The 24,472-nt window shown below is 74.4% G+C and carries 19 protein-coding genes and 1 riboswitch; of the genes, 10 read left to right on the forward strand and 9 right to left on the reverse strand.

The window, feature by feature from the left end:
- The first annotated feature begins 209 nt into the window (after positions 1 to 209).
- Together cbiE and cobM are read left to right on the forward strand one after the other, a co-directional pair.
- Complete coding sequence (gene cbiE / locus AB0I49_RS30795; protein WP_363230442.1) at positions 210 to 1,499, forward strand: precorrin-6y C5,15-methyltransferase (decarboxylating) subunit CbiE; 1,290 nt, start codon at positions 210 to 212, stop codon at positions 1,497 to 1,499.
- On the forward strand, positions 1,496 to 2,281 hold the full coding sequence (gene cobM / locus AB0I49_RS30800; RefSeq protein ID WP_363230414.1) for a precorrin-4 C(11)-methyltransferase: 786 nt from the start codon (positions 1,496 to 1,498) through the stop codon (positions 2,279 to 2,281). Before cbiE ends, cobM begins: the two co-directional genes overlap by 4 nt.
- 88 nt (positions 2,282 to 2,369) lie before the next feature.
- Here the strand turns inward: cobM and AB0I49_RS30805 are convergent, their stop codons facing one another.
- Complete coding sequence (locus AB0I49_RS30805) at positions 2,370 to 3,197, reverse strand: helix-turn-helix transcriptional regulator (protein WP_363230415.1); 828 nt, start codon at positions 3,195 to 3,197, stop codon at positions 2,370 to 2,372.
- 165 nt (positions 3,198 to 3,362) lie between these two features.
- On the opposite strand from AB0I49_RS30805, the gene AB0I49_RS30810 reads away from it, so the two are divergent.
- On the forward strand, positions 3,363 to 4,142 hold the full coding sequence (locus AB0I49_RS30810) for an alpha/beta hydrolase (RefSeq protein ID WP_363230416.1): 780 nt from the start codon (positions 3,363 to 3,365) through the stop codon (positions 4,140 to 4,142).
- Positions 4,143 to 4,374: 232 nt separating this feature from the next.
- On the opposite strand, the gene AB0I49_RS30815 is transcribed toward AB0I49_RS30810, so the two are convergent.
- Entirely contained in the window at positions 4,375 to 5,565 is a 1,191-nt protein-coding gene (locus AB0I49_RS30815; RefSeq protein ID WP_363230417.1) for a TetR/AcrR family transcriptional regulator, read from the reverse strand.
- A gap of 111 nt (positions 5,566 to 5,676) precedes the next feature.
- Between AB0I49_RS30815 and AB0I49_RS30820 the strand changes: the two genes are divergently transcribed.
- The gene (locus AB0I49_RS30820; RefSeq protein WP_363230418.1) at positions 5,677 to 6,888 is read left to right on the forward strand and encodes a cytochrome P450; all 1,212 of its coding nucleotides are present in this window, start codon (positions 5,677 to 5,679) and stop codon (positions 6,886 to 6,888) included.
- 22 nt (positions 6,889 to 6,910) lie between these two features.
- Here AB0I49_RS30820 and AB0I49_RS30825 read toward each other — a convergent pair whose 3' ends face one another.
- Positions 6,911 to 7,864, reverse strand: coding sequence for a TetR/AcrR family transcriptional regulator C-terminal domain-containing protein (locus tag AB0I49_RS30825; RefSeq protein WP_363230419.1), 954 nt, complete (start codon positions 7,862 to 7,864; stop codon positions 6,911 to 6,913).
- Between the two features lie 142 nt (positions 7,865 to 8,006).
- Here AB0I49_RS30825 and AB0I49_RS30830 point away from each other — a divergent pair, with 142 nt between their 5' ends.
- Entirely contained in the window at positions 8,007 to 9,119 is a 1,113-nt protein-coding gene (locus tag AB0I49_RS30830) for an FAD-dependent monooxygenase (RefSeq protein ID WP_363230420.1), read from the forward strand.
- Between the two features lie 27 nt (positions 9,120 to 9,146).
- Here AB0I49_RS30830 and AB0I49_RS30835 read toward each other — a convergent pair whose 3' ends face one another.
- On the reverse strand, positions 9,147 to 10,289 hold the full coding sequence (locus AB0I49_RS30835; RefSeq protein ID WP_363230443.1) for a cobalt-precorrin-5B (C(1))-methyltransferase: 1,143 nt from the start codon (positions 10,287 to 10,289) through the stop codon (positions 9,147 to 9,149).
- 77 nt (positions 10,290 to 10,366) lie between these two features.
- Here AB0I49_RS30835 and AB0I49_RS30840 point away from each other — a divergent pair, with 77 nt between their 5' ends.
- The gene (locus AB0I49_RS30840) at positions 10,367 to 11,128 is read left to right on the forward strand and encodes a cobalt-precorrin-6A reductase (protein ID WP_363230421.1); all 762 of its coding nucleotides are present in this window, start codon (positions 10,367 to 10,369) and stop codon (positions 11,126 to 11,128) included.
- 274 nt (positions 11,129 to 11,402) lie between these two features.
- Here the strand turns inward: AB0I49_RS30840 and AB0I49_RS30845 are convergent, their stop codons facing one another.
- From AB0I49_RS30845 to cobG, 3 genes are all read right to left on the reverse strand, one after another.
- Complete coding sequence (locus AB0I49_RS30845; protein WP_363230422.1) at positions 11,403 to 12,902, reverse strand: precorrin-2 C(20)-methyltransferase; 1,500 nt, start codon at positions 12,900 to 12,902, stop codon at positions 11,403 to 11,405.
- Positions 12,899 to 13,537, reverse strand: a complete 639-nt coding sequence (locus tag AB0I49_RS30850; RefSeq protein ID WP_363230423.1) for a precorrin-8X methylmutase — start codon at positions 13,535 to 13,537, stop codon at positions 12,899 to 12,901. Before AB0I49_RS30850 ends, AB0I49_RS30845 begins: the two co-directional genes overlap by 4 nt.
- A gap of 92 nt (positions 13,538 to 13,629) precedes the next feature.
- Positions 13,630 to 14,955, reverse strand: a complete 1,326-nt coding sequence (cobG, locus tag AB0I49_RS30855; protein ID WP_363230424.1) for a precorrin-3B synthase — start codon at positions 14,953 to 14,955, stop codon at positions 13,630 to 13,632.
- Positions 14,956 to 15,334: 379 nt separating this feature from the next.
- Positions 15,335 to 15,471, forward strand: a riboswitch (cobalamin riboswitch).
- 165 nt (positions 15,472 to 15,636) lie between these two features.
- Here cobG and cobN point away from each other — a divergent pair.
- The 4 genes from cobN (at position 15,637) to trpS (ending at position 22,693) form a co-directional block, all read left to right on the forward strand.
- Entirely contained in the window at positions 15,637 to 19,248 is a 3,612-nt protein-coding gene (cobN, locus tag AB0I49_RS30860; protein WP_363230425.1) for a cobaltochelatase subunit CobN, read from the forward strand.
- A 75-nt stretch (positions 19,249 to 19,323) separates the two neighbouring features.
- On the forward strand, positions 19,324 to 20,598 hold the full coding sequence (locus tag AB0I49_RS30865) for a VWA domain-containing protein (protein WP_363230426.1): 1,275 nt from the start codon (positions 19,324 to 19,326) through the stop codon (positions 20,596 to 20,598).
- Positions 20,598 to 21,440: a hypothetical protein gene (locus tag AB0I49_RS30870; protein WP_363230427.1), complete on the forward strand. Its 843-nt coding sequence runs from the start codon at positions 20,598 to 20,600 to the stop codon at positions 21,438 to 21,440. The genes AB0I49_RS30865 and AB0I49_RS30870 overlap by 1 nt, the downstream gene beginning before the upstream one ends.
- Positions 21,441 to 21,661: 221 nt before the next feature.
- Positions 21,662 to 22,693, forward strand: coding sequence for a tryptophan--tRNA ligase (gene trpS, locus AB0I49_RS30875; RefSeq protein ID WP_363230428.1), 1,032 nt, complete (start codon positions 21,662 to 21,664; stop codon positions 22,691 to 22,693).
- 33 nt (positions 22,694 to 22,726) lie between these two features.
- Here the strand turns inward: trpS and AB0I49_RS30880 are convergent, their stop codons facing one another.
- Together AB0I49_RS30880 and AB0I49_RS30885 are read right to left on the reverse strand one after the other, a co-directional pair.
- Positions 22,727 to 23,134: an NUDIX domain-containing protein gene (locus tag AB0I49_RS30880; RefSeq protein WP_363230429.1), complete on the reverse strand. Its 408-nt coding sequence runs from the start codon at positions 23,132 to 23,134 to the stop codon at positions 22,727 to 22,729.
- A gap of 92 nt (positions 23,135 to 23,226) precedes the next feature.
- Positions 23,227 to 24,126: a trypsin-like serine protease gene (locus tag AB0I49_RS30885; RefSeq protein WP_363230430.1), complete on the reverse strand. Its 900-nt coding sequence runs from the start codon at positions 24,124 to 24,126 to the stop codon at positions 23,227 to 23,229.
- Between the last annotated feature and the right edge of the window lie 346 nt (positions 24,127 to 24,472).

Below are 24,472 nucleotides of genomic sequence, written 5' to 3' on the forward strand. Positions count from 1 at the left end.
TGCGCAGTGCCGAGACCCTCCGTCGTCCCGAGCCGTCGTCAGCCTGCTCCGGCTGTCTCCGGCCATTGTCCCGCTGTTCCGCCGCGGCCCCGCACCATCGGGCCGCCGTCCGCCGCTTCCGCCGATCTCCGAGGTACGCCCCCGTGACCCCCGTTCCGCCACCGCCGCCCGAGACGACACCCGGCGCGGTATCCGCGACGGCGGCCCCCGTGACGGTCGTGGGCATCGGCGCCGACGGCTGGCCGGGGCTCGCCCCGGCCTCCCGGGACACCCTGCGCGCGGCCGACGTGCTCATCGGCGGCCCCCGCCAGCTCGACCTGCTGCCGCCCGGCGAGTGCGCGGGGGAGCGGGTGGCCTGGCCCTCGCCGCTGCGGCCCGCGGTGCCGGGGCTCATCGAGCGCTTCGCCGGGCGGCAGGTCTCCGTGCTGGCCAGCGGCGACCCCATGTTCTTCGGCATCGGCCGCACCCTGACCGAGGTGCTGGGCCCCGAGCGGCTGCGGGTGCTGCCGCACCCGTCCTCCATCTCGTACGCGTGCGCCCGGCTCGGCTGGGCGGTGGAGGACACCGAGGTGATCAGCCTGGTCGGGCGGCCCGCCGCGGCGCTCTCGGCGGCGGCGTACCCCGGCCGCCGGCTGCTCGTGCTCAGCGCCGGATCCGGCACTCCGGCCGACGTCGCCGCGCTGCTGTGCGAGCGGGGCTTCGGCCCGAGCCGGCTGCGCGTCTTGGCGCGGCTCGGCGGCGCGGACGAACACGTCACGGAGGGCGTCGCGGAGGACTGGCCGCACCCGCCGGGCGACGCGCTCAACGTCGTCGCGGTGGACTGCCGCGCGTCGAAGGACGCCGTACGCCTTGCGCTCACCCCCGGCCTCCCGGATCATTCGTACGAGCACGACGGCCAGTTGACGAAGCGTCATGTGCGGGCCGCGACCTTCGCCGCGCTGGCCCCCGCACCCGGCGAGCTGCTGTGGGACGTCGGCGGCGGGGCCGGCTCCATCGGCATCGAGTGGATGCGGGCGCACCGCAGCTGTCGGGCCGTCAGCATCGAGCGGGACCCGGTACGGGCCCGGCGCATCGAACACAACGCGAGCGCGCTCGGCGTGCCCGGTCTGCGCGTCGTCACCGGCCCCGCGCCGGACTCGCTCGCCGGACTGCCCACGCCCGACGCCGTGTTCATCGGCGGCGGGCTGACCGCGCCGGGCGTCCTCGACGCCTGCTGGGACGCGCTGCGGCCCGGCGGCCGGATCGTCGCCAACACGGTCACCCTGGAGTCCGAGGCGCTGCTCGCCGACTGGCACCGGCGCCGGGGCGGCGAGCTGGTCCGCATCGCCGTCGCGCACGCCGTGCCGGTGGGCGGGTTCACGGGGTGGCGGCAGGCCATGCCCGTCACACAATGGGCGGCGGTCAAGGCGGAACCGCCCGCCCCGGCTGTCGCGGGCGCCGACGCCGCCGATGCCGACGCCGAGAGTGCCGATAGTGCCGATCGAGGGGAAGAACGATGACGGTGTACTTCATCGGCGCCGGTCCCGGCGCCGCCGACCTGATCACGGTCCGCGGGGCGCGGACCCTGGCCCGCTGCCGGGTCTGCCTGTACGCGGGCAGCCTCGTCCCCCGCGAACTGCTCGCCGACTGCCCCTCCGACGCCCGGCTCATCGACACCGCGCAGCTCAACCTCGACCAGATCGTCGACCAGATCGTACGGGCGCACGAGGCGGGCGAGGACGTGGCGCGGCTGCACTCCGGCGACCCGTCGGTCTTCAGCGCCGTCGCCGAACAGATGCGGCGCCTCGACGCGGCCGGCATCCCGTACGAGGTGGTGCCCGGCGTCCCCGCCTTCGCCGCGGCCGCCGCCGCGCTGAACCGCGAGCTGACCGTGCCGACCGTCGGCCAGACCGTCGTCCTCACCCGCATCGCCCAGCAGGCCACCCCCATGCCGGACGGCGAGGACCTCGCCACCCTCGGCCGCAGCCGCGCCCTCCTCGTCCTGCACCTCGGGGCCCGCTACGTCGACCGCATCGTGGACCAACTGCTGCCGCACTACGGCGCCGACTGCCCGGCCGCCGTCGTCGCCATGGCCAGCCGCCCCGACGAACTCGTCCTGCGCGGCACCCTCGCCGACATCGCCGACCAGGTGAAGGCCGCGGGCGTGGTCCGCACCGCCGTCATCCTCGTCGGCCGCACCCTGGGCGCCGAACAGTTCCGCGACAGCCACCTCTACTCGGCGGACCGGGACCGGCCGCACGGGTCTTGCGAGGCGACGGCGTCCGGCGGGGCGGAGGGCTGAGGCCGCCGCGTCGGCTCCACGACGGCCCTATCGGGCCGAGTCCGGGCCGGGGGCCGCTCGGGGAAGTGCGACGACCGGCGCAGGCGATTCACTCGACGGTCGCCGCGGCCTGCCAGGCGCCTGGGCGCAGACCGGTCGCGTTCCGGAAGAACACCGAGAAGTTGGCCGCGTCGGGGAAGCCGAGCACACGCGCGCAGTCGGTCGCGCTGAGTCGGTCGTGCGCGAGGAGCCGCTTGGCCTCCAAGACGATCCGCTCGACGATGAACGCTTTCGCCGTGCGGCCGGTGGCCCGCTGAACCGCTCTGGAGAGGGTGCGCGGCGCGTATCCCAGTGATTGGGCGTAGAAGCCGGCGTCATGATGCTCCCGGAAGTGCGCTTCGACGCCGGCCCGGAACAGCAGGAACGTCGGGTTCGCGGACTGTGCCGCCTCTCGCGGCGGCCGGAGTCGGGCGATGAGCGCGGAGAGCAGGATCTCGGGCAGCTCCGGCGACCGGCCTCCGGGCGGGGCGGACGCTTCGAGGAGGAGGTGATTCCGCGCGGCGTCGACGAACGGCCACTCGGCCTCGGGGACGCTCCACCGCGCGACCGGCTCGGGGGACGCGACGAGCTTCCGGGTGGCGCGGGTGACCGGCGCGGTCGGGACGAACAGAACGATGTGCCCCGTAACGCCCGCGATGTCATCCCATCGGTGCACCGCGCCAGGGGGGACCCACACCGCGGAACGCTCCCGGAGCGGGTGCTCCAGGAAGTCCACCGTGACCCGCCCGTGCCCGGCGTCGACTACGCCGAGCACGTGGAAGTCGGCTCGTTGCGTGCCGCCGTCGTTCAGCTCGCGCAGGCGCTCGAACGTCATCGTCTCGACCGTGACGCCGCCGTCGCCGACGGGCTGGTAGGTCATCTGGCGGATCGCGGTCATGTGTCCAGTTTCCACCATCGGTTGACCGGTCGAACCGATGCGCCGCGAGAGTCGCGGAGATTCAATGGTGAAGCGGAAAGGCCGCGGGGTACGCCGAAGGCCGCCGCCCATAGCGAAGAACACCGCACGAAGAACACCGCACGAAGAACACTGATCGAGGACGTCATGACGCACACGATGCGGCAGTCGCCGCTGCCCACTTACGACCATCGGCAGGGAACCGGACCGACCCTGGTGCTCCTGCACTACTGGGGCGGCTCGGCCCGCACCTGGGACCCTGTCGTCGACCGCCTCGCCGGGCGCGACGTACTCACCCTCGACTTCCGCGGGTGGGGCCGCTCGCGGGGCCTGCCCGGCCCGTACACGCTCCGCCGGTTCGCGGACGACACGCTTGCCGTGCTCGCCGACGCGGGCGTCACCGACTACGTCCTCGTCGGGCATTCCATGGGCGGCAAGGTCGCGCAGCTGATCGCGGCGGCCCGGCCCACCGGCCTCCGCGGGGCCGTCCTCGTCGGCCCCGGCCCGGCGAGGCCCGCCGCGGCGATCACCCCCGAGTACCGGGAAGCCCTATCCCATGCCTACGACTCCGACGAGTCCGTGGCCGGCGCCCGGGACAACGTCCTCACCGCGACCGAACTGCCCGAAGCCGTCACGTCGCGGATCGTGATCGATTCGCGTGCCTGTGCCGACGCCGCCCGCACGGAGTGGCCGCTGCGCGGCATCGCGGAGGACATCACCGAGCACACCCGCCTGATCGGCGTCCCCGTCCTCGTCGTCGCCGGGGAGAACGACCAGGTCGAGCCGGTCGACGTGCTCCGCGACAACCTGATCCCCTATCTCCCCGGAGCCGGCTTCACGGTGATCCCCGATACGGGGCACCTGATCCCGCTGGAAGCCCCGGCCGACCTCGTCGACGCGATCATCGGCTTCGCGCCCGCTTCCTGACCGGGGCGGTGCCGCGAGTGGGCGGGCCGGGCCTCCCCTGTGACCCGGGCGCGCCGGCGACCCCTCCGGCCCCTGCGCCCGTTCACGGGCCGCCGGTCGCCCGGCGGCCCGGGGCGTGGGGCCGTCACCAGGCAATGAGGCGAGGCCCGCACCGACCGCTCGGTGCGGGCCTCGCCGGATGTCACGCGCCTATGTCCGCGTACGGCTCCGGTCGGCCCTGGCCGCTCGGTGGTCAGGCGCCGTCCCTGCCGATCGCTCGGCGGCTTCCGGGCTCCGCCCCGCGCTCCGGCGGGTGTCGGCCGTCCGCCCCGGGCCCGTTCGACGCCCGTTGCGACCCCGCCGACGCCGTTGCGTGGCACGCGCCGCGGCCGTCGGCGCGGGCGACGACGCGACCCGCCGCGACGCGGACGGCGGCCTCGGTTCCGTCGCTGACGGCGGGCACGCCGGCCGCCGCGGCGAGGACGCCCCGCTCGTCGTGTACGAGCCGCAGGCGCGGCCACGCCGACTCCGGGAAGGCCTGGCGCAGGCCGCGGGCGAGCTCGGTGACGGTCAGCCGGGCGAGCGGGCCCAGTTCGTCGGGGTCGCCCGTGACCAGGGCGGCGGTGACCTGGTCGCCCGGGCGTGCGGCCCGTACGGCCTCCTCGACGGCTTCGAGGCGGTGCAGCCCCAGCACGGCCACCACGCCGTCGCCCGAGAGGTCCACCGGCTCGCCGCGCAGCGCGTCCACCGCGGGCGGCGGGGACCAGGGCGCGTCGGCGGGGCGGGCCTGCGGGGCGTAGGGGAGGTGGGGCGGCGGCCAGGCGTCGGCCAGGTCGAGGGCGGCCAGGTGCTCGCAGGCGCCGACGATGTTGAAGGGGTCGACGAAGCCGGGAGCGGCGGCGGCCAGCCGGCTCGCGCCGTGCAGCGTCGTGAGCACGCTCTCCGCCAGGCGGACCTGGCGGCCGGCTGACGGGCGAACCTGCTCCAGGGCCAGGCCGAGCAGGATCGCGTCGACCTTCATGAGTTGCGCGAACGGCAGTTGAATCCGTTCGTCCGCGAGGACCGTCGGCATCAGGTCCAGGCCGATTCGGGCCGCCCCGTCCCGCTCGTCGGCCGCCAGGGGGAGCGGGGCCAGCCAAGCGCGCGCGAACGCGCCCAGCGCCGTGCGGGCGGTGCGGCCCGGCTCCGGGTGCGGCGGCGCGGGCGCGGCGTCGGCGAGAGCGGCCAGTACGGAGAAGTACAGGGCCCTCTTGCCGGGGAAGTTGGAGTACACCGCGCCTCGGGTGAGTCCGGCGCGCTCGGCGATCGAGTCGATCTTGGCATCGCGGAAACCGCGCACCGTGAACTCCTCCCCGGCGGCGGCCAGCACCTTGGCGCGGTTCTGCTCCTGGAGCTGTGCTCTGCTCAGCCGAACCATCGTGTGCTCGTCCTCCTCGCCCGGCATCCATCCATCGCCGTTGCTTCGCGTCCTCGTGCAAGATACCGTCACCATTCAGATGACGAGAGCATGTGGTTTAGTCATCTGAAATCTGACTCCGAACGCCCGGGAGGGCTCATGACGGTCGCCGACCAGGACACCAGCGGCAACCCCGAGATCGACCTCACCGACCCCGAAGTGCTGCGCGACCCCTTCACCGCCTACGGACGGGCCCGCGAGCGCTCCCCGCTGGCGCGACTGCGAGCCCCCGGCATCGGGACGATGTGGGCCGTCACCCGGTACGAGGCCGCCAAAGCGCTGCTGGCCGACCCCCGCTTCGAGATCAACGCCCGCAGTTTCCTCCGGCCCGACGTCCCCGAACACTGCCTCGCCTACATGCGGACCATGTCCGAGCTGGACGGCCCGGAACACTCCCGGCAGCGCCGGCTGGTCTCGCCCGCGTTCACCGTGCGCCGCGCCGCCGAGTTCCGGCCGCGGATCGAGCCGATCGTCGAGCGGCTGCTCGACAGCCTGCCCGAGCACGCCGAGAACGGCTCCGTAGACCTGCTGCGGCACTTCACCCGGCCGCTCCCGATCGACGTCATCTGCGAATCCGTCGGCATCCCCGGACCCGACCGGCCGCGCTGGCGCGCCTACGGCGCCACCATCGCGGCGGGCTCGGGCCAGGGCTTCGGCGAGGCCGTGCCCGGCATCATGGAAGGGGCCAAGGCGGCGATAGCGCGCCGCCACGCCGATCCCGGCGACGATCTGCTCTCGGACCTCATCCGCGTCCAGGCCGAGGACGGCGACCGGCTCAGCGAGACCGAACTCGTCACCATGGTCTGGCACTTGGTCCTCGCGGGGCAGACGCCCGCCAACCTCATCGCCAACGCCGTGGCCGTCCTGCTCGCCCACCCCGAACAGCTCGCCGCAGTCCGCGCCGACCCCGCGCTCATGCCGCGCGCCGTCGAAGAGCTGACGCGCTGGTGCGGCCCGACGCTGCTGTCGATTCCCCGTTACCCGCGCGAGGACGTCGACCTGTTCGGCACGCCGGTGCGCAAGGGCGAGCCGGTCACCGCCGTCATCGCCGCCGTCAACCGCGACCCGCGCGCCTTCGCCGACCCCGACCGGCTCGACCTCGCCCGCCCCGCCGGCCCCGCGGGCCACCTGGGCTTCGCCCACGGGCCGCACTTCTGCCTCGGCGCGTCCCTGGCGCGCGTACAGACCGAAGTGGCCCTGACCGCCCTGCTGCGCCGCTTCCCGAACCTCGCCCTGGCCGGACCGTCGGCCGCTCAGCGCGCCATGGACCCGGGCACCTGGCGGCTGGCCGAGCTGCGCGTGACGCTCTGACCAGCTGCCCGTAGAAACCCTCTCATCCGCCGGCGCCCTCGACGAGCGGCGTCAGGCCGTCGAGCATCGACGTGAGGCCGAGTTCGAACAGCTTGTCCAAGTGCAGGTCGTAGCCGTTCTCGTCGAGGTCCCCCATGACCCGGCTGAACGTGGGGTAGTCACCGGACGCGAGCACCGACGCGAGGACGGGCGCCTGGGTGTCCAGCCACTGCTCGTCCGTCAGGCCCGTGGCGCTCGCGGCCTGGGCCTCGCGCTCCAAGTGGACGGCGACGCCCTGCACATGGCTGTAGAGGAGGATGTTCACGTCGTACATGGCGGTCGGCGTCAGGCCGAGGCCGTCCAGAGCGCTCAGGACCCACTCGGAATAGGCGATCAGATTGGGCGACACCTGAGGGCGGGTGAGCGGGCCGATCTGCGCCAGCCAGGGGTGCGCGCGGTGCAGCGTCCACAGCGCCCGGGCCCCCGCCTCCAGCCGCGCCCGCCAGTGGGCGGGGGCGTCGGCGGGGTAGACCATCTCGCCGAGGGCGGCGTCGGTCATCAGTCGTACGAGGTCGTCCCGGCCGTTCACATAGCGGTACGGCGACATGGCGGCCGTGCCGAGGCGCGCCGCGACGCCCCGCATGGACAGGGCGGCGAGCCCCTCCTCGTCGGCGATCTCCATGGCGGTGCGCACGATGCGCTCACGCGTCAGCTCGTGCTCGGAACCGTCCGCCGCGCGGGGCCGCCGGTCCGGGGCCGTACGGCGGTCCGCCGAGGCGACCACGGTGCCGACCCGCGCCTGGGCCCGCACCGCCCCTTCCTGCCCCAGGGTCGTCAGCGCCTTCGTGGCGGTGGCCAGCGCGACGTTCCACTCGCGGGCGATCTGCCGCGTCGACGGCACCCGGTCGCCTGGGGCCAGTTCGCCCTCGGCGATGCGCCGACGCAGCTCGGCGACGATGCGCAGATACGGCGGGATGTCTTTCCTGGACACGGCCATGGCGTGCTCCCTCCTCCCTGTCCTAGTACAGAAATTAGCAGAACACGGAGCTGTACGCTCCGATTCCCGCAGTCCAATCCGGCTTGCCGAGGCTGCGCGTACGGCGTAAATTCACATGCGTACACCGTACGAAGGGGTTCATGTGAAGACCGTGCTCATATCCGGCGCCAGCGTCGCCGGACTCACCCTCGCCCACTGGCTGCGCCGCCACGGCTACGCCCCCACCGTCGTCGAACGCGCCCCCGCCCTGCGCCCGGGCGGCCAGGCGCTCGACGTGCGCGGCGTCGCGCTCGGCGTCCTCGAAAGGATGGGCATCCTGCCCGAAGCGCGGGCCCTGCGCACCCGGATGCGCGGCATGACGATGCTCGACGGCGACGGCAACGAACAGTGGAGCTCCACCGAGATGGCGCTCAGCAGCGGCCGACTGGACAGCGACGACATCGAACTGCTCCGCGACGATCTCACCCAACTCCTGTACGGGCAGGCGCGGGACGGCGTCGAGTACCTCTTCGGCGACCACATCACAGCCCTCGACGAGGACGCGCACGGCGTCCACGCCACCTTCGAACACGGCCCGCGCCGCAGCTTCGACCTCGTCGTGGGAGCCGACGGCCTGCACTCCGCGGTGCGCCGCCTGGCCTTCGGCCCGGAGCGGGACTTCGTCCACCACCTCGGCTCCCACGTGGCCGTCTTCGCCACCGAGAACTTCCTGGAACTCGACAACTGGCAGACCTGGCTCACGGACGGCACCGCCACCTACTGCCTCTACCCGGCGCGCGACAACTCCGAGATGAGGGTCACGCTCGGCTTCATGGCGCCGGAGCCCGTCGACTACGACTACCGCGACACCGAAGCGCAGAAGGCGCTCGTCGCCGAGCGGATGTCACACCTGGGCGGGGACGCCCCGAGGCTGCTCAAGGCGATGTGGGACGCCCCGAACTTCTACTTCGACGCGATGGCCCAGACCCGCATGGACCACTGGACGAAGGGCCGGGCCGCGCTGGTCGGGGACGCCGGATACTGCCCGTCGCCCCTCTCCGGGCAGGGCAGCAGCCTGGCCCTCGTCGGCGCCTACGCGCTGGCCGACGAACTCGGCCGGGCCGACGGCGACCACGCCGCCGCGTTCGCCCGCTACGAGGAGCGGCTGCGCCCGTACGTCGAGCTCAACCAGGCGCTCGCCACCGAGAACCCCGACGGGCCGCCTGCCGAGGAATCGGCGGAGCGTGCCAAGAACGCGTTCTCCCTGGACGCCTGATCTCTCGGCCCCGACTCCCTCGCGTGGTCATTCCTCGCGCGGCCCCCGCGCCCCGGCGCGCCCCACGATCGTGCCCGCGCGGTCGATGCAGATGACGTCGACCGCCACGGGCGCGCCGCGCAGCACACCGAGCGCCTCGTCGCGGGCCGTCCGCGCGACGAGATCGCCCAGCGGCACGCCGCCCGCCGCGCACAACTGCATCGCCTCCAGACCGGTGTTGGCCCCCGCCACCGCCACGGCCAGCTCCTCGTCCGCGCCGCCGCCGCGGGCGAGCTCCGCCAAGAAGGACTTGTCCACCTGGGAACGGGACGAGTGCAGGTCCAAGTGGCCCGCGGCGAGCTTCGAGAGCTTGGCGAAGCCGCCCGCGATGGTCAGCCGGTCCACCGGGTGGCGGCGCACGTACTTCAGCACCGCGCCCGCGAAGTCGCCCATGTCCAGCAGCGCGTCCTCGGGCAGCCCGTGCACGGCCACCGCGACCTTCTCGGACGTCGAGCCCGTACAGCCCGCGACGTGCGTACGGCCCGCCGCGCGCGCCACGTCCACGCCGCGCCGGATGGAGTCGATCCACGCCGAGCAGGAGTACGGCACCACGATGCCCGTCGTGCCCAGGATGGACAGGCCGCCGAGGATGCCCAGACGACCGTTCCACGTGGAACGGGCGATCTCCTCGCCGTGGTCCACGGACAGTTCGATCTCCACGTCGCCGCTGCCGCCGTACCGGGCCGCGACCGCCGCGACGTGCTCCCGCATCAGCTGCCGGGGCACCGGGTTGACCGCCGGCTCGCCCACCTCCAGCGGCAGCCCCGGCCGGGTGACCGTGCCCACGCCCGGGCCCGCCCGGAAGACCACCCCCGAGCCCGGCGGCAGGGCCCGCACCGTCGCGCGGACCAGCGCGCCGTGCGTGACGTCCGGGTCGTCCCCGGCGTCCTTGACGATCCCCGCCATCGCGCGCCCGTCGCCCAACTCCTCGGCGGCCAGCGCGAACGCGGGCGTCTGCCCCTTCGGCAGCGTGATCGTCACCGGGTCCGGGAACTCGCCGGTCAGCAACGCCGTGTACGCGGCCGTGGCCCCGGCCGTCGCACATGCCCCCGTCGTCCAGCCGGACCGCAACCCGGTGTGCTGCAACTGCGCGCCGCGCCCGCCGGTAACGTTCGCCTTCGCCTCAGCCACGGTGTGCTCCGGCCCCGCGGTCAGCAGCGCGGCCCGGACGCCGCCGGGCGCGGCAGGCACGACCGGAAGGGGACCCCATGATCACGCCGCCCACGCCACGCCACGTACTGATCCTCGGCGGCACCGCCGAGGGCCGCCGGCTCGCCGCCGAACTCGACGCCGACCCCGCGCTACGCGTCACCAGCTCCCTCGCGGGCCGCGTCGCCCAGCCGCGGCTGCCCGCCGGAGAGGTGCGGATCGGGGGGTTCGGGGGGCCCGACGGGCTCGCCCGGTGGCTGCGCGAGCAGCAGGCGGACGCGGTCATCGACGCCACCCATCCTTTCGCCGGCACGATCAGTTTCAACGCGGCACAGGCGGCCGCCGAGGTCCATGTTCCCCTGCTCGCGCTCCGCCGGCCCGGCTGGGTCGCTGGTCAGGGCGACGACTGGCACTCCGCCGGGTCGCTGGAGGCGGCGGCCGACCTGCTGCCCGCGCTGGGCGAGCGGGTCTTCCTCACCACGGGCCGGATGGGGCTCGGGGCCTTCGCCCACCTGACCCGCCTGTGGTTCCTCGTACGGTCCGTCGACGCCCCCGAGCCGCCGATGCCGCCGCGCATGGAGGTGCTGCTCGACCGCGGCCCGTTCACCGTCGAGGGCGAGGCCGAGCTGCTGCGCCGCCACCGCGTCGACGTCCTCGTGACGAAGGACAGCGGCGCGTCGGCCACCGCCGCGAAGCTGGTCGCCGCGCGCGAGGCGGGGGTCCCGGTCGTCGTCGTGCGCCGCCCGCCCGTACCGGACGGCCTCCCGGTCGTGGGGACGGTGGGGGAGGCGGTGGAGTGGGTGCGCGGGGTGCTCGGGTGACGATGGGGGCGTAGCCCCGACCCGGTCCGGGCGCGCGCCCTGGCAAGCCCGGGGCCCCGCAGCCCGGGCTCGCCGGCCCGTCGCCCCGGGCCCTTCGCGGCCCGGCCCGGCCGCCTGCGACCGACGTCGGCCGGCGTCGCGGGCACCTGGGCCGAGCCCGTACGAGCCGGCGTACCGGCAGGCCCGTACGGGCGTCCGTACTGGGCACGAAGCCCGAGGCCGTGCCCGGACGCCCGGAGGCGACGGCCGGGACCGCCGCCCGCGGCGCTCGGCCTCACCCCTCCGGATACCGCCTCGGCGTCCACACGATCTGCCGTCCGTCGCCCCGCCGGACCGTCCGCGTCTGGGACGAGCCGACCAGCAGGATCGTCCGCATGTCGACCTCTTCCGGCTCCAGGTCGGCGAGGCGCACGATCCGTACGCTCTCCTCCGGGCCGCCCACGTCGCGGCCGAGAACCACCGGAGTGTCGGGGGAGCGGTGCTCCAGCAGCAGCTCGCGGGCCTTGCCGACCTGCCAGACGCGGCTGCGCGAACCGGGGTTGTACAGGGCGAGCACCAGATCGGCGGCGGCCGCCGCGCGGAGCCGCTCCGCGATGACCTCCCACGGCTTGAGCCGGTCGGAGAGCGACACCACCGCGTAGTCGTGGCCCAGCGGCGCGCCCGCGCGCGAGGCCGCCGCGTGCGCCGCCGTCATCCCCGGCAGCACCCGCACCGGCACATCCCGGTACGGGCCCTCGGAGGCGACCTCCAGCACCGCCGTCGCCATCGCGAAGACGCCGGGGTCGCCGGAGGAGACGACGGCGACCCGCCGCCCCTGCCGGGCGAGGTCGAGGGCGAAGTCGGCGCGCTCGGACTCCACCTTGTTGTCCGAGGGGTGCCGCCGCTGCCCCGGCCGTACGGGCACCCGGTCCAGGTACGTGGTGTAGCCGACCAGATCGTCGGCGGCCGCCAGCTCGCCGCGGGCCTCCGGCGTCAGCCACAGCGGCCCGGCCGGACCGAGGCCCACGACCACGACCTCGCCCTCGTGCGCGGCGGGCGCCGCATCGATCCTGCTGGGCAGCACGGCCACCGCGAAGTACGGCACCGACTCCGGGTCCACGTCCGCCAGCCGGCCCGTACGCTCCCCGCTCATCGTCGCCCGCTCCACGTACCGCGCCTCCGGGAGCCGGCCCGAGCGCTCCAGCGCGCCCCGCACCGCGGGGAACGTCCGCCCCAGCTTCATCACCACCGCGGAGTCCGTCGAGGCGAGGCGCGCCGCCAGCTCCTCCTCGGGCAGCGTGCCCGGCAGGATGGTCAGCACCTCCTCGCCTTCCACCAGCGGCTCGCCGAGCCGGGCGGCGGCCGCGCTGACGGAGGTGACGCCGGGGACGACCTCGGTCGGATAGCGGTCGGCGAGCCGCTTGTGCATGTGCATGTACGAGCCGTAGAAGAGCGGGTCGCCCTCGGCGAGCACGGCGACGGTGCGCCCCGCGTCCAGGTGTGCGGCCAGCCGGGCCGCCGCCTTCTCGTAGAACTCCTCCATCGCGCCCCGGTAGCCGCCCGGATGGTCGGTCCCCTCCGTGGTGACCGGGTAGACCAGCGGCTCCTCGATGTGGTCGGCGCGCAGATGGCGCTCGGCGATCGAGCGCGCGATGGAGCGGCCGTGCCGGGCGCTGTGGTACGCGACGACGTCGGCCGCGCCGATGACCTCCACGGCCCGTACGGTCATCAGCGACGGGTCGCCGGGGCCGAGCCCGACCCCGTAGAGCCGGCCGGTGGTCTGCTGCTCGCTCACTCTTCCTCGCTCGCTATCGCGTTGATCGCCGCCGCCGCCATGGCGCTGCCGCCGCGCCGCCCGCGCACCACCAGGTGCTCCAGGCCCGACGGGTGGGCGGCCAGCGCGTCCTTGGACTCGGCGGCGCCGATGAAGCCGACCGGTATGCCGATGACGGCCGCCGGGCGCGGCGCCCCGTCTTCCACCATTTCCAGCAGCCGGAACAGCGCGGTCGGCGCGTTCCCCACGGCCACCACCGCGCCGTCGAGCCTCTCGCGCCACAGCTCCAGGGCGGCGGCGCTGCGCGTGGTGCCCAGCCGCTTCGCCAGGTCCGGCACGGACGGGTCGGCGAGGGTGCAGATCACGTCGTTGTCCGCGGGGAGCCGCTTGCGGGTGACGCCGCTGGCGACCATGTTGGCGTCGCACAGGATGGGCGCCCCGGCGCGCAGCGCCTCGCGGGCGCGGGCGACGACGCCGGGGGAGTAGCCGAGATCACGGACGAGATCGGTCATCCCGCAGGCGTGGATCATCCGCACCGCGACCTGGGCGACGTCCGGCGGCAGAGCGCCGAGGTCCGCCTCCGCGCGGATGGTGGCAAAGGACTGGCGGTAGATGGCCGCCCCGTCCTTCTCGTAGTCGAACACTGTTCCTCGCATGCTGGGATCCTGGGGATCACTTACTGGGTGTGCTGGGGTTGCTGGGTCTGGGTGTGTGGTGGGGGGCCGGGGCGGCGTTTGCTGGGCGGTGACTACGCGCGGCGCGCCGCCGCCACCGCGTCGGCCAGCGGCCGCCCCGGCGCGACGGGTTCGGCCGGTCCGTCGGAGCCGATCGGCACGCCGTCCGGTACGGGCTGTACGGCGATCCGGTAGCCGTCGCCCGTCGCCAGGACGTCGACCCAGTCGCCGCCGGGGTGACCGCAGCGCCGTTCGCAGCCGGACCAGTACACGGGGAGCCCGCCGCCGCTCCGTCCGGAGAGGGCCGCCGCCGCGTCGGCCCGTACGTCCGCGAGGGACTTGGCGCAGCCGGGCCGGCCCGCGCAGGCCCCCGCTCCGTGCCAGGGCGATGCCTCGCTGGTGACGAAGCCGGCGTCCGCCAGCGCCGCCAGCCGCGCCGGGGCGGCGGCGGCCCCCAGGCCGGGGAGGACGATGCCGCGCCAGGGCGTCACCCGCAGTTCGCCGTTTCCGTCGCGGGTCGCCGTCTCGATGAGCAGCTCCCACTGGGCGACGGTCATCCGCCCGAGCGGGGCCGCCACCGAGAGGGCGTACGCGCCGTGCGGGCCGGGGACGAGGCCGGGGGCGGGCGGTGCGCCGAGCGGTGGCGCGGTCCGGGGGAGGGGCGTGCTGCCGATGCCGGCGTCGGCGAGGCGCGCGGCCAGGGCGTCGGCGCGCGGGCGTTGGTCCTGGGGGAGGTCGGCGACGCGCCAGGCGTCGGTGCCGCTGCCGTCGCGGGCGCTCAGGAATCCACGGGCCGCGAGTACGGCGGCGCGGGGGGCGTCTTCGGCGGCGAGGCCGAGCGCCGGTCCCGCCGTGCCGTAGCCGAGCGTCGCACGACCGCCCTGACCTGCGATCAATGTCACATCGGGGGCGAGCGCGGCCACGTCGCCGCGGCCGTCGTCGAGGCCGAAGAGGAAGCGGCCCGAGAGCCGGGCCGCGTCCGGGTCCGCGCACAGCAGCGCGTCCAGTTCGCGGGCCCAGCCCTGTACGTCCGCGTGCCCGGCCTCGTCGAGCCCGGCGAGGGGGGACGCCGCGATGTTGCGTACGCGCTCGTGCCGGTCGGAGGGGAGCAGGCCGGCCATGCGCAGCCGGACCGCGAGCGCCGCCCCGCGGTCGGGGGCGAGCCCGCGCACCTGGACGTTGCCGCGCGAGGTGAGGTCGAGACAGCCATCGCCCAGTTCCACCGCCAGGTGGGCCAGCGCCGTTGCCTGACGTGCCGTCAGGAGTCCGGCAGGGATGCGGATACGGGCCAGGGCGCCGTCCGCGGCGGGGTGCAGGCGCAGCGCGCCGGGGCATGCGTCGTCGCCGTGCCGGGCGGTGGGCCGGGCCCCGGGCGGGGTGGGTGCGGGGGCGAAGGGCATGGCCGCGAGCATACCGAGACGTTCCACTCGGGTGGGTGCCGGTGTTTCCCGCGGGGCACCGCCCCGCACCCTCGTCCTCAAACGCCGGACGGGCTGGATGGGGTTGCTGTGCGTCCCCGGGTGTCGGGCGGGATGGGGGGTGGGCCTTGTCCTCAAGCGCCGGACGGGCTGGATTGGGTTGCTGTGCGTCCTCGGGCGTCGGGCCGGATGGGGGCGCGGGCCTCGTCCTCAAGCGCCGGACGGCCTGGATCGGGCGGCCGTGCGTCCTCAAGCTCCCCCGGCTCCTGCTGGGAGGTGCCCTCGGCGGGCCGGCATGAGAGGCCGGTCGGCCTCAGTGGCGCCGCAGCTCGGAGGGTATAGCGCTTACTATGCTCACCGGCGGATCATTTCGGTCCGCCGGACGCCAGAGACGGCGCCAGGGGAGGAAGCCGGTGAGACTCCGGCACGGTCCCGCCACTGTGAGCCAGGCAGCGATGCCGGGCGAGTCAGGAACTCCCGCCGTCCTCCCACCGCCCGGGGCGCGGACCCCGAGGAAGGCTGCCGACGCATGCGCATGTTCCGGCTCCGCGCGCCCCGGACGTACCCGCTGTCCGCCCGCCGCTCTGCCGCGGGCTCCCGTACCCCCAGCCGCCGGGCCCCCTCGGCCACCCGGCCCGGAACGACTACGCGAGGCGAGTTCCAGTGATCCTGCTGCTGTCGACGTCCGACACCGACCTGCTCAGCGCGCGCGCCGCCGACGGGCCCGTGCCCTACCGGCTCGCCAACCCGGCCCGCCTCGACCTGAGCGAGCTGCCCGGCCTCCTCGACGGCGTCCAGCTCGTCGTCGTACGGCTGCTCGGCGGCGTACGCGCCTGGCAGGAGGGGCTCGACACCCTCCTCGCCGGGGACCGGCCTGTGGTGGTCCTCACCGGCGAACAGGCCCCCGACGCCCAGCTGATGGAGGCGTCCACCGTCCCCGTCGGCATCGCCGCCGAGGCGCACGCCTACCTCGCCCACGGCGGGCCCGCCAACCTGGAGCAGCTCGCGCGCTTCCTCTCCGACACCGTGCTGCTCACCGGCCACGGCTTCGAGGCGCCCGCGCCCGCCCCCACCTGGGGCCCGCTGGAGCGCACCCCCCGCCCCGACGCGAGCGGCCCGCGGATCGCCGTGCTCTACTACCGCGCCCACCACATGTCCGGCAACACCGCGTTCGTCGAGGCCCTGTGCCAGGCCGTCGAGGACGCGGGCGGCACGCCCATGCCGCTCTTCGTCGCGTCCCTGCGCGCGCCCGAGCCCGAGCTGGTGGAGGCGCTCGGCGCGGCCGACGCCGTCATCACCACCGTCCTCGCGGCCGGCGGCACCAAGCCCGCCGAGGCGTCCGCCGGCGGCGACGACGAGTCGTGGGACGCGGGCGCGCTCGCCGCCCTCGACGTGCCGATCCTCCAGGCCCTGTGCCTGACCGGACCGCGCACCGCCTGGGAGGAGAACGACGAGGGACTCTCCCCGCTGGACGCCGCCACCCAGGTCGCCGTCCCCGAGTTCGACGGCCGCCTGATCACCGTCCCGTTCTCCTTCAAGGAGGTCGACGAGGACGGCCTGCCCGCCTACGTCGCCGACCCCGAGCGCGCCGCCCGCGTCGCCGGCATCGCCGTGCGCCACGCCCGCCTGCGCCACATCCCGGCCGCCGAGAAGCGCCTCGCGCTCGTCCTCTCCGCCTACCCCACCAAGCACTCCCGCATCGGCAACGCCGTCGGCCTCGACACCCCCGCCAGCGCCGTCGCCCTGCTGCGCCGCCTGAAGGCCGACGGCTACGACTTCGGCGCCGAGCCCGTACCCGGCCTCGACTCCGGCGTCGGCGACGAGCTGATCTACGCCCTCATCGAGGCGGGCGGCCACGACCAGGAGTGGCTCACCGAGGAGCAGCTGGCGCGCAACCCGGTCCGCATCCCCGCCGCCGACTACAAGCGCTGGTACGAGCGGCTCCCCGCCGAACTGCGCGAGGCCGTCGAGGGCCAGTGGGGACCGCCGCCCGGTGAGATGTTCGTGGACCGGAGCCAGAATCCGGACGGCGACATCGTGCTGGCCGCCCTGCGCCGCGGCAACCTCCTCATCCTCATCCAGCCGCCGCGCGGCTTCGGCGAGAACCCCATCGCCATCTACCACGACCCCGACCTGCCGCCCTCGCACCACTACCTCGCCGCCTACCGCTGGATCGCCGCCGACCGGGCCGACGGCGGCTTCGGCGCCGACGCCATGGTGCACCTCGGCAAGCACGGCAACCTGGAGTGGCTGCCCGGCAAGAACGCGGGCCTGTCCGCCGCCTGCGGCCCCGACGCCGCCCTCGGCGACCTGCCGCTCATCTACCCCTTCCTGGTCAACGACCCCGGCGAGGGCACCCAGGCCAAGCGCCGCGCCCACGCCACCCTCGTCGACCACCTCGTGCCGCCGATGGCCCGCGCCGAGTCCTACGGCGACATCGCGCGCCTGGAGCAGCTCCTCGACGAGTACGCCTCCATCGCCGCCATGGACCCGGCCAAGCTGCCCGCCATCCGCGCCCAGATCTGGACGCTGATCCAGGCCGCCAAGCTCGACCACGACCTCGGCCTCGAAGCCCGCCCGGACGACGACGGCTTCGACGACTTCCTGCTGCACGTCGACGGCTGGCTGTGCGAGGTCAAGGACGCCCAGATCCGCGACGGCCTGCACGTCCTCGGCGCCGCGCCCACCGGCCCCGAGCGCGTCAACCTCGTCCTCGCGATCCTGCGCGCCCGGCAGATCTGGGGCGGCACAGCCGCCCTGCCGGGCCTGCGCGAGGCCCTCGGCCTCGACGAGTCCGCCGCCACCCGCACCGGCGCCGACGAGGCCGAGGACCGGGCCCGTGCGCTCGTCCAGGCCATGGAGGACGCGGCCTGGGACCCGGCCGCCGCCGAGAAGGCCGCCCTGGAGCTGCCCGAGGCGCAGCGCGAAGGCGTCCGCGCCATCCTGGAGTTCGCCGCCCGCGAGGTCGTGCCGCGGCTCGCCGCCACCACCGACGAGCTCGACCACGCCGTGCACGGCCTCAACGGCGGCTTCGTGCCCGCCGGGCCGTCCGGCTCCCCGCTGCGCGGCCTGGTCAACGTCCTGCCGACCGGCCGCAACTTCTACTCCGTCGACCCCAAGGCCGTGCCCAGCCGCCTCGCCTGGGAGACCGGACAGGCGCTCGCCGACTCGCTCCTGGAGCGCTACCGCACCGACAACGGCGAGTGGCCCAAGTCGGTGGGCCTCTCCCTGTGGGGCACGAGCGCGATGCGCACCTCCGGCGACGACATCGCCGAGGCGCTGGCGCTGATGGGCATCCGGCCCGTGTGGGACGACGCCTCGCGGCGAGTAACGGGACTTGAACCCGTGACTCTTGAACAGCTCGGCCGCCCGCGCATCGATGTCACCCTGCGCATCAGCGGCTTCTTCCGCGACGCCTTCCCGCACGTCATCGGGCTCCTCGACGACGCCGTGCGGCTCGCCGCCGGCCTGGAGGAGAGCGACGAGCAGAACTACGTACGGGCCCACGCCCAGGCCGACCTCGCCGTGCACGGCGACGAACGCCGGGCCACCACCCGCATCTTCGGCTCCCGGCCCGGCACGTACGGCGCGGGGCTGCTCCAGCTCATTGACAGCCGCGACTGGCGCACCGACGCCGACCTCGCCGAGGTCTACACCGTCTGGGGCGGCTACGCGTACGGCCGCGAGCTGGAGGGCCGCCCGGCCCGCGAGGAGATGGAGAGCGCCTACAAGCGCATCGCGGTCGCCGCCAAGAACACCGACACCCGCGAACACGACATCGCCGACTCGGACGACTACTTCCAGTACCACGGCGGCATGGTCGCGACCGTACGGGCCCTCAAGGGCACCGCGCCCGCCGCGTACATCGGCGACTCCACCCGGCCCGAGACGGTCCGCACCCGCACCCTGGTCGAGGAGACCTCGCGCGTCTTCCGCGCCCGCGTCGTCAACCCCCGCTGGATCGAGGCGATGCGCCGCCACGGCTACAAGGGCGCCTTCGAACTCGCCGCCACCGTCGACTACCTCTTCGGCTACGACGCCACCACCGGCGTCGTCCCCGACTGGATGTACGACAAGCTCGCCCAGACCTACGTCCTCGACCCCGAGAACCGCGCCTTCCTCCAGGAGGCCAACCCCTGGGCCCTGCACGGCATCGCGGAGCGGCTGCTGGAGGCCGAGAGCCGCGGCATGTGGGCCGAGCCGGACACCGAGACCCTCGACGCGCTGCGCCAGGCGTTCCTGGAGACCGAGGGCAACTTGGAGGGCGACGACTGACCCCTCGTCGCGAGGGTGACGGGCCCTCACATTGCAAATTGGGCCCATGGCCCGGTGATCACTAAGATCCGCTGAATGATCATCACAAGACGGCTGGTGGCGGGCGCCTTCGCGGCGCTCGCCACCCTGGCCGCCGGCGCACCCCCGGCCCTCGCCGCGGACGAAGCGGCGGAGAAGGCCCCCAAGGTAGAACTCGTCCTCGACGTCAGCGGCTCGATGAACGCGCGTGACATCGACGGGCAGTCGCGCATGGACGCGGCCAAGCAGGCGTTCGGGGAGGTGATCGACGCGACGCCGGAGGTGGTCCAGCTCGGCATCCGCACCCTCGGCTCCGAATACCCCGGCGAGGACAAGGTGATCGGCTGTAAGGACAGCAAGCAGCTGTACCCCGTCGGACAGGTGGACCGGACCACGGCCAAGGCGTCCGTCGCCAACCTGAAGCCGACCGGCTGGACGCCCATCGGCTACGCCCTGCGCGCGGCCGACAAGGACCTCGGCAACGACGGCGGCACCCGGCGCATCGTCCTCATCACCGACGGCGAGGACTCCTGCGGCAAGCCCGACCCCTGCGACGTGGCCCGCGAACTCGCCGCCAAGGGCACGCACTTGACGGTCGACACGCTCGGCCTCGCCCACGACGACAAGACGCGCAGGCAGCTCAGCTGCATCGCCGAGGCGACCGGCGGCACCTACACCTCGGTCCAGCACACCGACCAGCTCTCCGGCCGGATCAAGCAGCTCGTCAAGCGCACCGCCGACCCGGTCGAGGCGCCGCCGAAGGCGGTGCAGGGCGCCACCGACCAGTGCACCAACGCGCCGGTGCTGGGCGCCGGGATCTTCACCGACCGCGAGAAGTTCGCCGAACACCGCTGGTACCGCGTGAAGGTGAACCCCGGTCAGGAACTGCGCGCCGCGGTGAGCGTCAGCGCCGACCGTGCCGTCAACCCCGACTACGGGGTGCGGCTGCGCGCCGTCAGCGACAAGGGTCAGGAGCTCGTACGCGGCAGCGATGCGGGCAGCGGACGCACCGACGTCCTCTCCTCCGGCCTGCGCTACCCGGTCGCCGAACAGGACAAGAAGTCCGACGGCAGCCAGCCGGACCCCAAGACCGTCTGCCTTGAGGTCGCCAACTCCTTCTCCGCGCCCGACTCCGTCAAGCGCGAGCCGGGACTCCCCGTCGAGCTGGCCGTCGACCTCGTCAAGGCGCCCGACAACGCCTCGGACGTGGCCGCCTTCGGTCTCGGCCGCGGCTGGGTGCTGCTCGCCGCCCTCGGCGGCGTCGGCCTCCTCGCGGGGCTGATCTGGGGCTGGCTGGCCCGCTGGCGCGTCGCGGTCTGGAGGGCGAACTGATGCGTACGACACGTGTGCTGGGCGCGGCGCTGCTCGCCGCCTCGGCCCTGCTGTTCGCCCCGGCAGCCTCCGCGGCGGCCGACGACGCGACGCCCACCCCGACCGCGAGCGCGAGCGGCGACGGCTCCTCCGAGTCCGCCGCGCCGACGGAGGCCGGCACGGGCTTCCGTACCGCCACGGCCATCAAGCAGGGCCAGAAGGCGAGCGCCACCGCCTCCACCGGCGACTACCTCTACTGGCAGTTCCCGGCCGGGGCCGGCCAGCGGGCGACCGCCAAGGCGACCGTGACCCTCCCGGAGGCGAGCCTGCGGCACGGCGCGGCCACCTGGCAGATGGACGTCTTCGACGGCCTGCGCCGCCGCCAGGCGTGCGCCTCCGGCGAGCCGACGAAGCGGGCGTCCGAGACGGACACCAAGATCACCCTCACCTGCACCCTGCGGCCCGTACGGCAGTGGGCCGAGCGCTGGTCGAACGATCCGCTGCCCGGCGCGTACTACCTGCGGCTGACCGTCGTGGACGTGCCGGACAAGGACATGGGCCTCGCGGCCCGCGCCGAGGTCGAGGCGACGGCCGAGAGCGCCGGCGGCTCGTACGACGGCGGCGGCGAGCTGGGCGCGCCGCTGCACGCCCAGTCGGTCGCCGAGCCGGAGGACGGCTGGACGGGCGGCTGGTTCTCGGACCGCTGGGCGTGGACCCTGGGCGGCGGCGTCCTCGCGGCGCTCCTCGGCGTCGGCGGCTACACGCTGACCCGGCACCCCCGCAACCGCTGGGGAGCGCGGCCGCCCGCCGCGCGGCAGCCGGGGCAGGGGTATCCGGGCGACGGGTACGGCGACGTGCGCTAGCACGCCGCACGGGCGGCGGGCCCTTCGGCCCGTCGCCCGCCCCCGCGCCGGGACGCTATGATTGCTGTATGCACTTTTCTCCGTGTCAGAGCTGGTGGCCGTCCTAGCGGGACGGCTTCCGATCAGACACGACCACGGGCCGTCCGCAAGGGCGGCCCTCGTGCGTTCTCCGACCCGTCGGCCGCCGCCGTCCGGCTCCCGACCCCGCGAGGAGAACCCCGATGTCCACCACAGCCCTCGACGCCGACGTGCGCCGCGCCCCCGGCGACTACCGCGTACTGACCGGCGACCGGCCCACCGGCCCGCTCCACCTCGGCCACTACTTCGGCACCCTGCACAACCGGGTACGGCTCCAGAACCTCGGCGTCGAGATGTTCGTCCTGGTCGCCGACTACCAGGTGCTCACCGACCGGGACGTCGCCGACCGCCTCGGCGACCACGTCGAGGGCCTCGTCCTGGACTATCTCGCCGCCGGCATCGACCCCGAACGGGCCACCGTCTTCGCGCACAGCGCGGTCCCCGCCCTCAACCAGCTGCTGCTGCCGTTCCTGAGCCTGGTCACCGTCGCCGAACTGAGCCGCAACCCCACCGTCAAGGACGAGATCGCGCACTCCCGGCAGTCCGCCGTGAGCGGGCTCATGTTCACCTACCCCGTCCACCAGGCCGCCGACATCCTCTTCTGCAAGGGCAACCTCGTCCCCGTCGGCAAGGACCAGCTGCCGCACCTCGAAGTCACCCGCACCGTCGCCCGCCGCTTCAACGACCGCTACGCGCACGGCGGCCCCGAGATCTTCCCGCAGCCCCAGGCGCTGCTGTCCGCCGCGCCGCACCTGCTGGGCACCGACGGCGGCAAGATGAGCAAGAGCCGCGGCAACGCCATCGCGCTCGGCGCCACCGAGGACGAGACAGCGCGCCTCGTCAAGCGCGCGAAGACCGACGCCGAGCGGCACATCGGCTACGACCCCGAGACCCGGCCGGAGGTCTCCGGCCTCGTCCTCCTCGCCGCGCTCTGCCAGGAACGCGACCCGCACCAGGTCGCCGAGGACATCGGCGCGGGCGGCGCCGCCGCGCTGAAGAAGGTCGTCACCGAGTCCGTCAACGAGTACCTGCGCCCGATGCGAGCCCGCCGGGCCGCGTACGCGCGGGAGCGCGGCTACGTCCGCGATGTGCTGCGGGCCGGCAACGAGCGGGCCAACGCCATCGCGGACGCGACGCTGCGCGAGGTCCGCGAGGCGATGGGGGCGACCTGCTGAAACGGTGGGGCGGGGGAGTCCCCGCCCCACCGCTCAGGCGAGCAGCCCCTGGTCCGCGAGCCGTTTGACGACCTGGCCCAGGGCGGGGGCGCCGCGGTGCGTGTCGGCCACGCCCAGCCACGCCAGTTCGGCGATCTCCCGGCCCGGCGCCGGCTCGCCCGCGGCCTCGCCCGTGTAGCAGGTCATGCGCAGCCGCCGGCCGTCCTGCCCGTGCGCCACGTCCTCGACGACGAACGCCTCGGTCAGCGCCTCCGGAGCGGCGTCGATGCCCAGCTCCTCGGACAGTTCGCGGGAGAGCGCCTGCGGGCCGCTCTCACCGGGCTCCAGCTTCCCGCCGGGCAGGTAGAAGACCTCCCGGCCGTGGGTCCGCACGGCCAGCAGCCGCCCGTCCCGCACACACAGCCAGCTCACCGATTCCAGGACGGGGAGTACCGCTGACACCGCTGATCCACCTCTCGTACGCGCCGTACTGACGTGACGCATTCTCGCAGGAGGGACGGAACGCGCCTTGGGAGCCCCGGTAGAGGGAGCGACTACTGCGGCTGCGCCGGGGCGTCGCCGCGTACGGCGTGCAGGTACAGCGCGAGGATGTCCGCGGTGAAATACGAACTGTACGAGATGTCCGGGAAGTCGCCTCCGGTGTGGTATCCGCCGATGACACCGATGAGGCGGTATCCGGTGGGGGACCGCACCAGGAACGGGCCGCCCGACGTGCCGCCGATGTAGCCCGCGCAGGCGATCTCCAGGAAGTCGCCGGGCGCTGCCGGGTCCGTGCTGGTGTAGCGGTGCGTGGCGGAGCGGCAGTCCAGCGGCTTGGGGTGGGTGGCGTCGTCGGTGCCGGGATAGCCGATCAGCCGTACGCGCCGGTGCTCGTAGCCGGGGTACACGCCGAGGCCGAAGCCGCCCGCGGCCTCCTGCGCCTCGGCGCCGTCCGCGCGCGGCCCGACCCGCACGACGGAGTAGTCCCAGCGGGCGCCCGCGCCGGTGCCCAGGTCGTAGTAGCGCTGGTCGATGTAGACGCGCTCGACCGGGAAGAGCCCGAACGGCTTCTGCCCGTCGTGGTACTGGGGCACGAAGGACAGGTGCCGCCGCGGCTTGGGGGAGCGCAGGCAGTGCCCGGCGCCGACCACGAGGTCGCGGTGCGGGCTGCGGACGATGGTGCCGCCGCAGGAGCGTCCGGCACCGGTGTCGTCCGTCCAGAAGAACGTGCCCACTGGGGGGAGGCCGTCGAAGGGGTGGCTCGGCGCGGGCGGCTCGGCGGCCGGAGCGGTGGGGCGTGCCCCCGCCCGTACGCCGTCCGTGACCGGGTGCGCCGCGGCCATCCGCTCCGCCGTCCAGTAGGCGTCGTCCGAAGCGGCCGTGGAGCGTCGGGGGCTGTCGGCGGCGTAGGCGGTGGGCGCCGCCGCGAGAAGGAGCAGGGGCAGGAGGGACAAGAGGGACAAGAGAGGCAGGAGTGCGGGGCGCGGTCTTCTCATGGAGCGGATCCTCCCGAGGACGAGGGCTGCGGGGCCGGAGTCACTGCCGGTACGGGCGTGCCATCGTCCCCCGCGCGCGCCGGGTCCCGCGAGAGCGCCGCGGCGTCCGCGCGCCGGAGCCTCCCGCGAGGTGTGCCACCCCACAGAGCCGAGGCTTTCCCCCTGGCGGGCGTCACCGCATTATGGTCAAGACGGGTCGGCGGCCCGTCAGGTTGCCTCCGTGTGGCTGTCAAGAACCGGCCCCCGTTAAACCGGTGGTTAAGTAAGACACACCTGACTTTCCTCATGACGCCCTGGTGCGGTC

Source organism: Streptomyces sp. NPDC050617, from assembly GCF_040654795.1.
GTDB lineage: Bacteria > Actinomycetota > Actinomycetes > Streptomycetales > Streptomycetaceae > Streptomyces.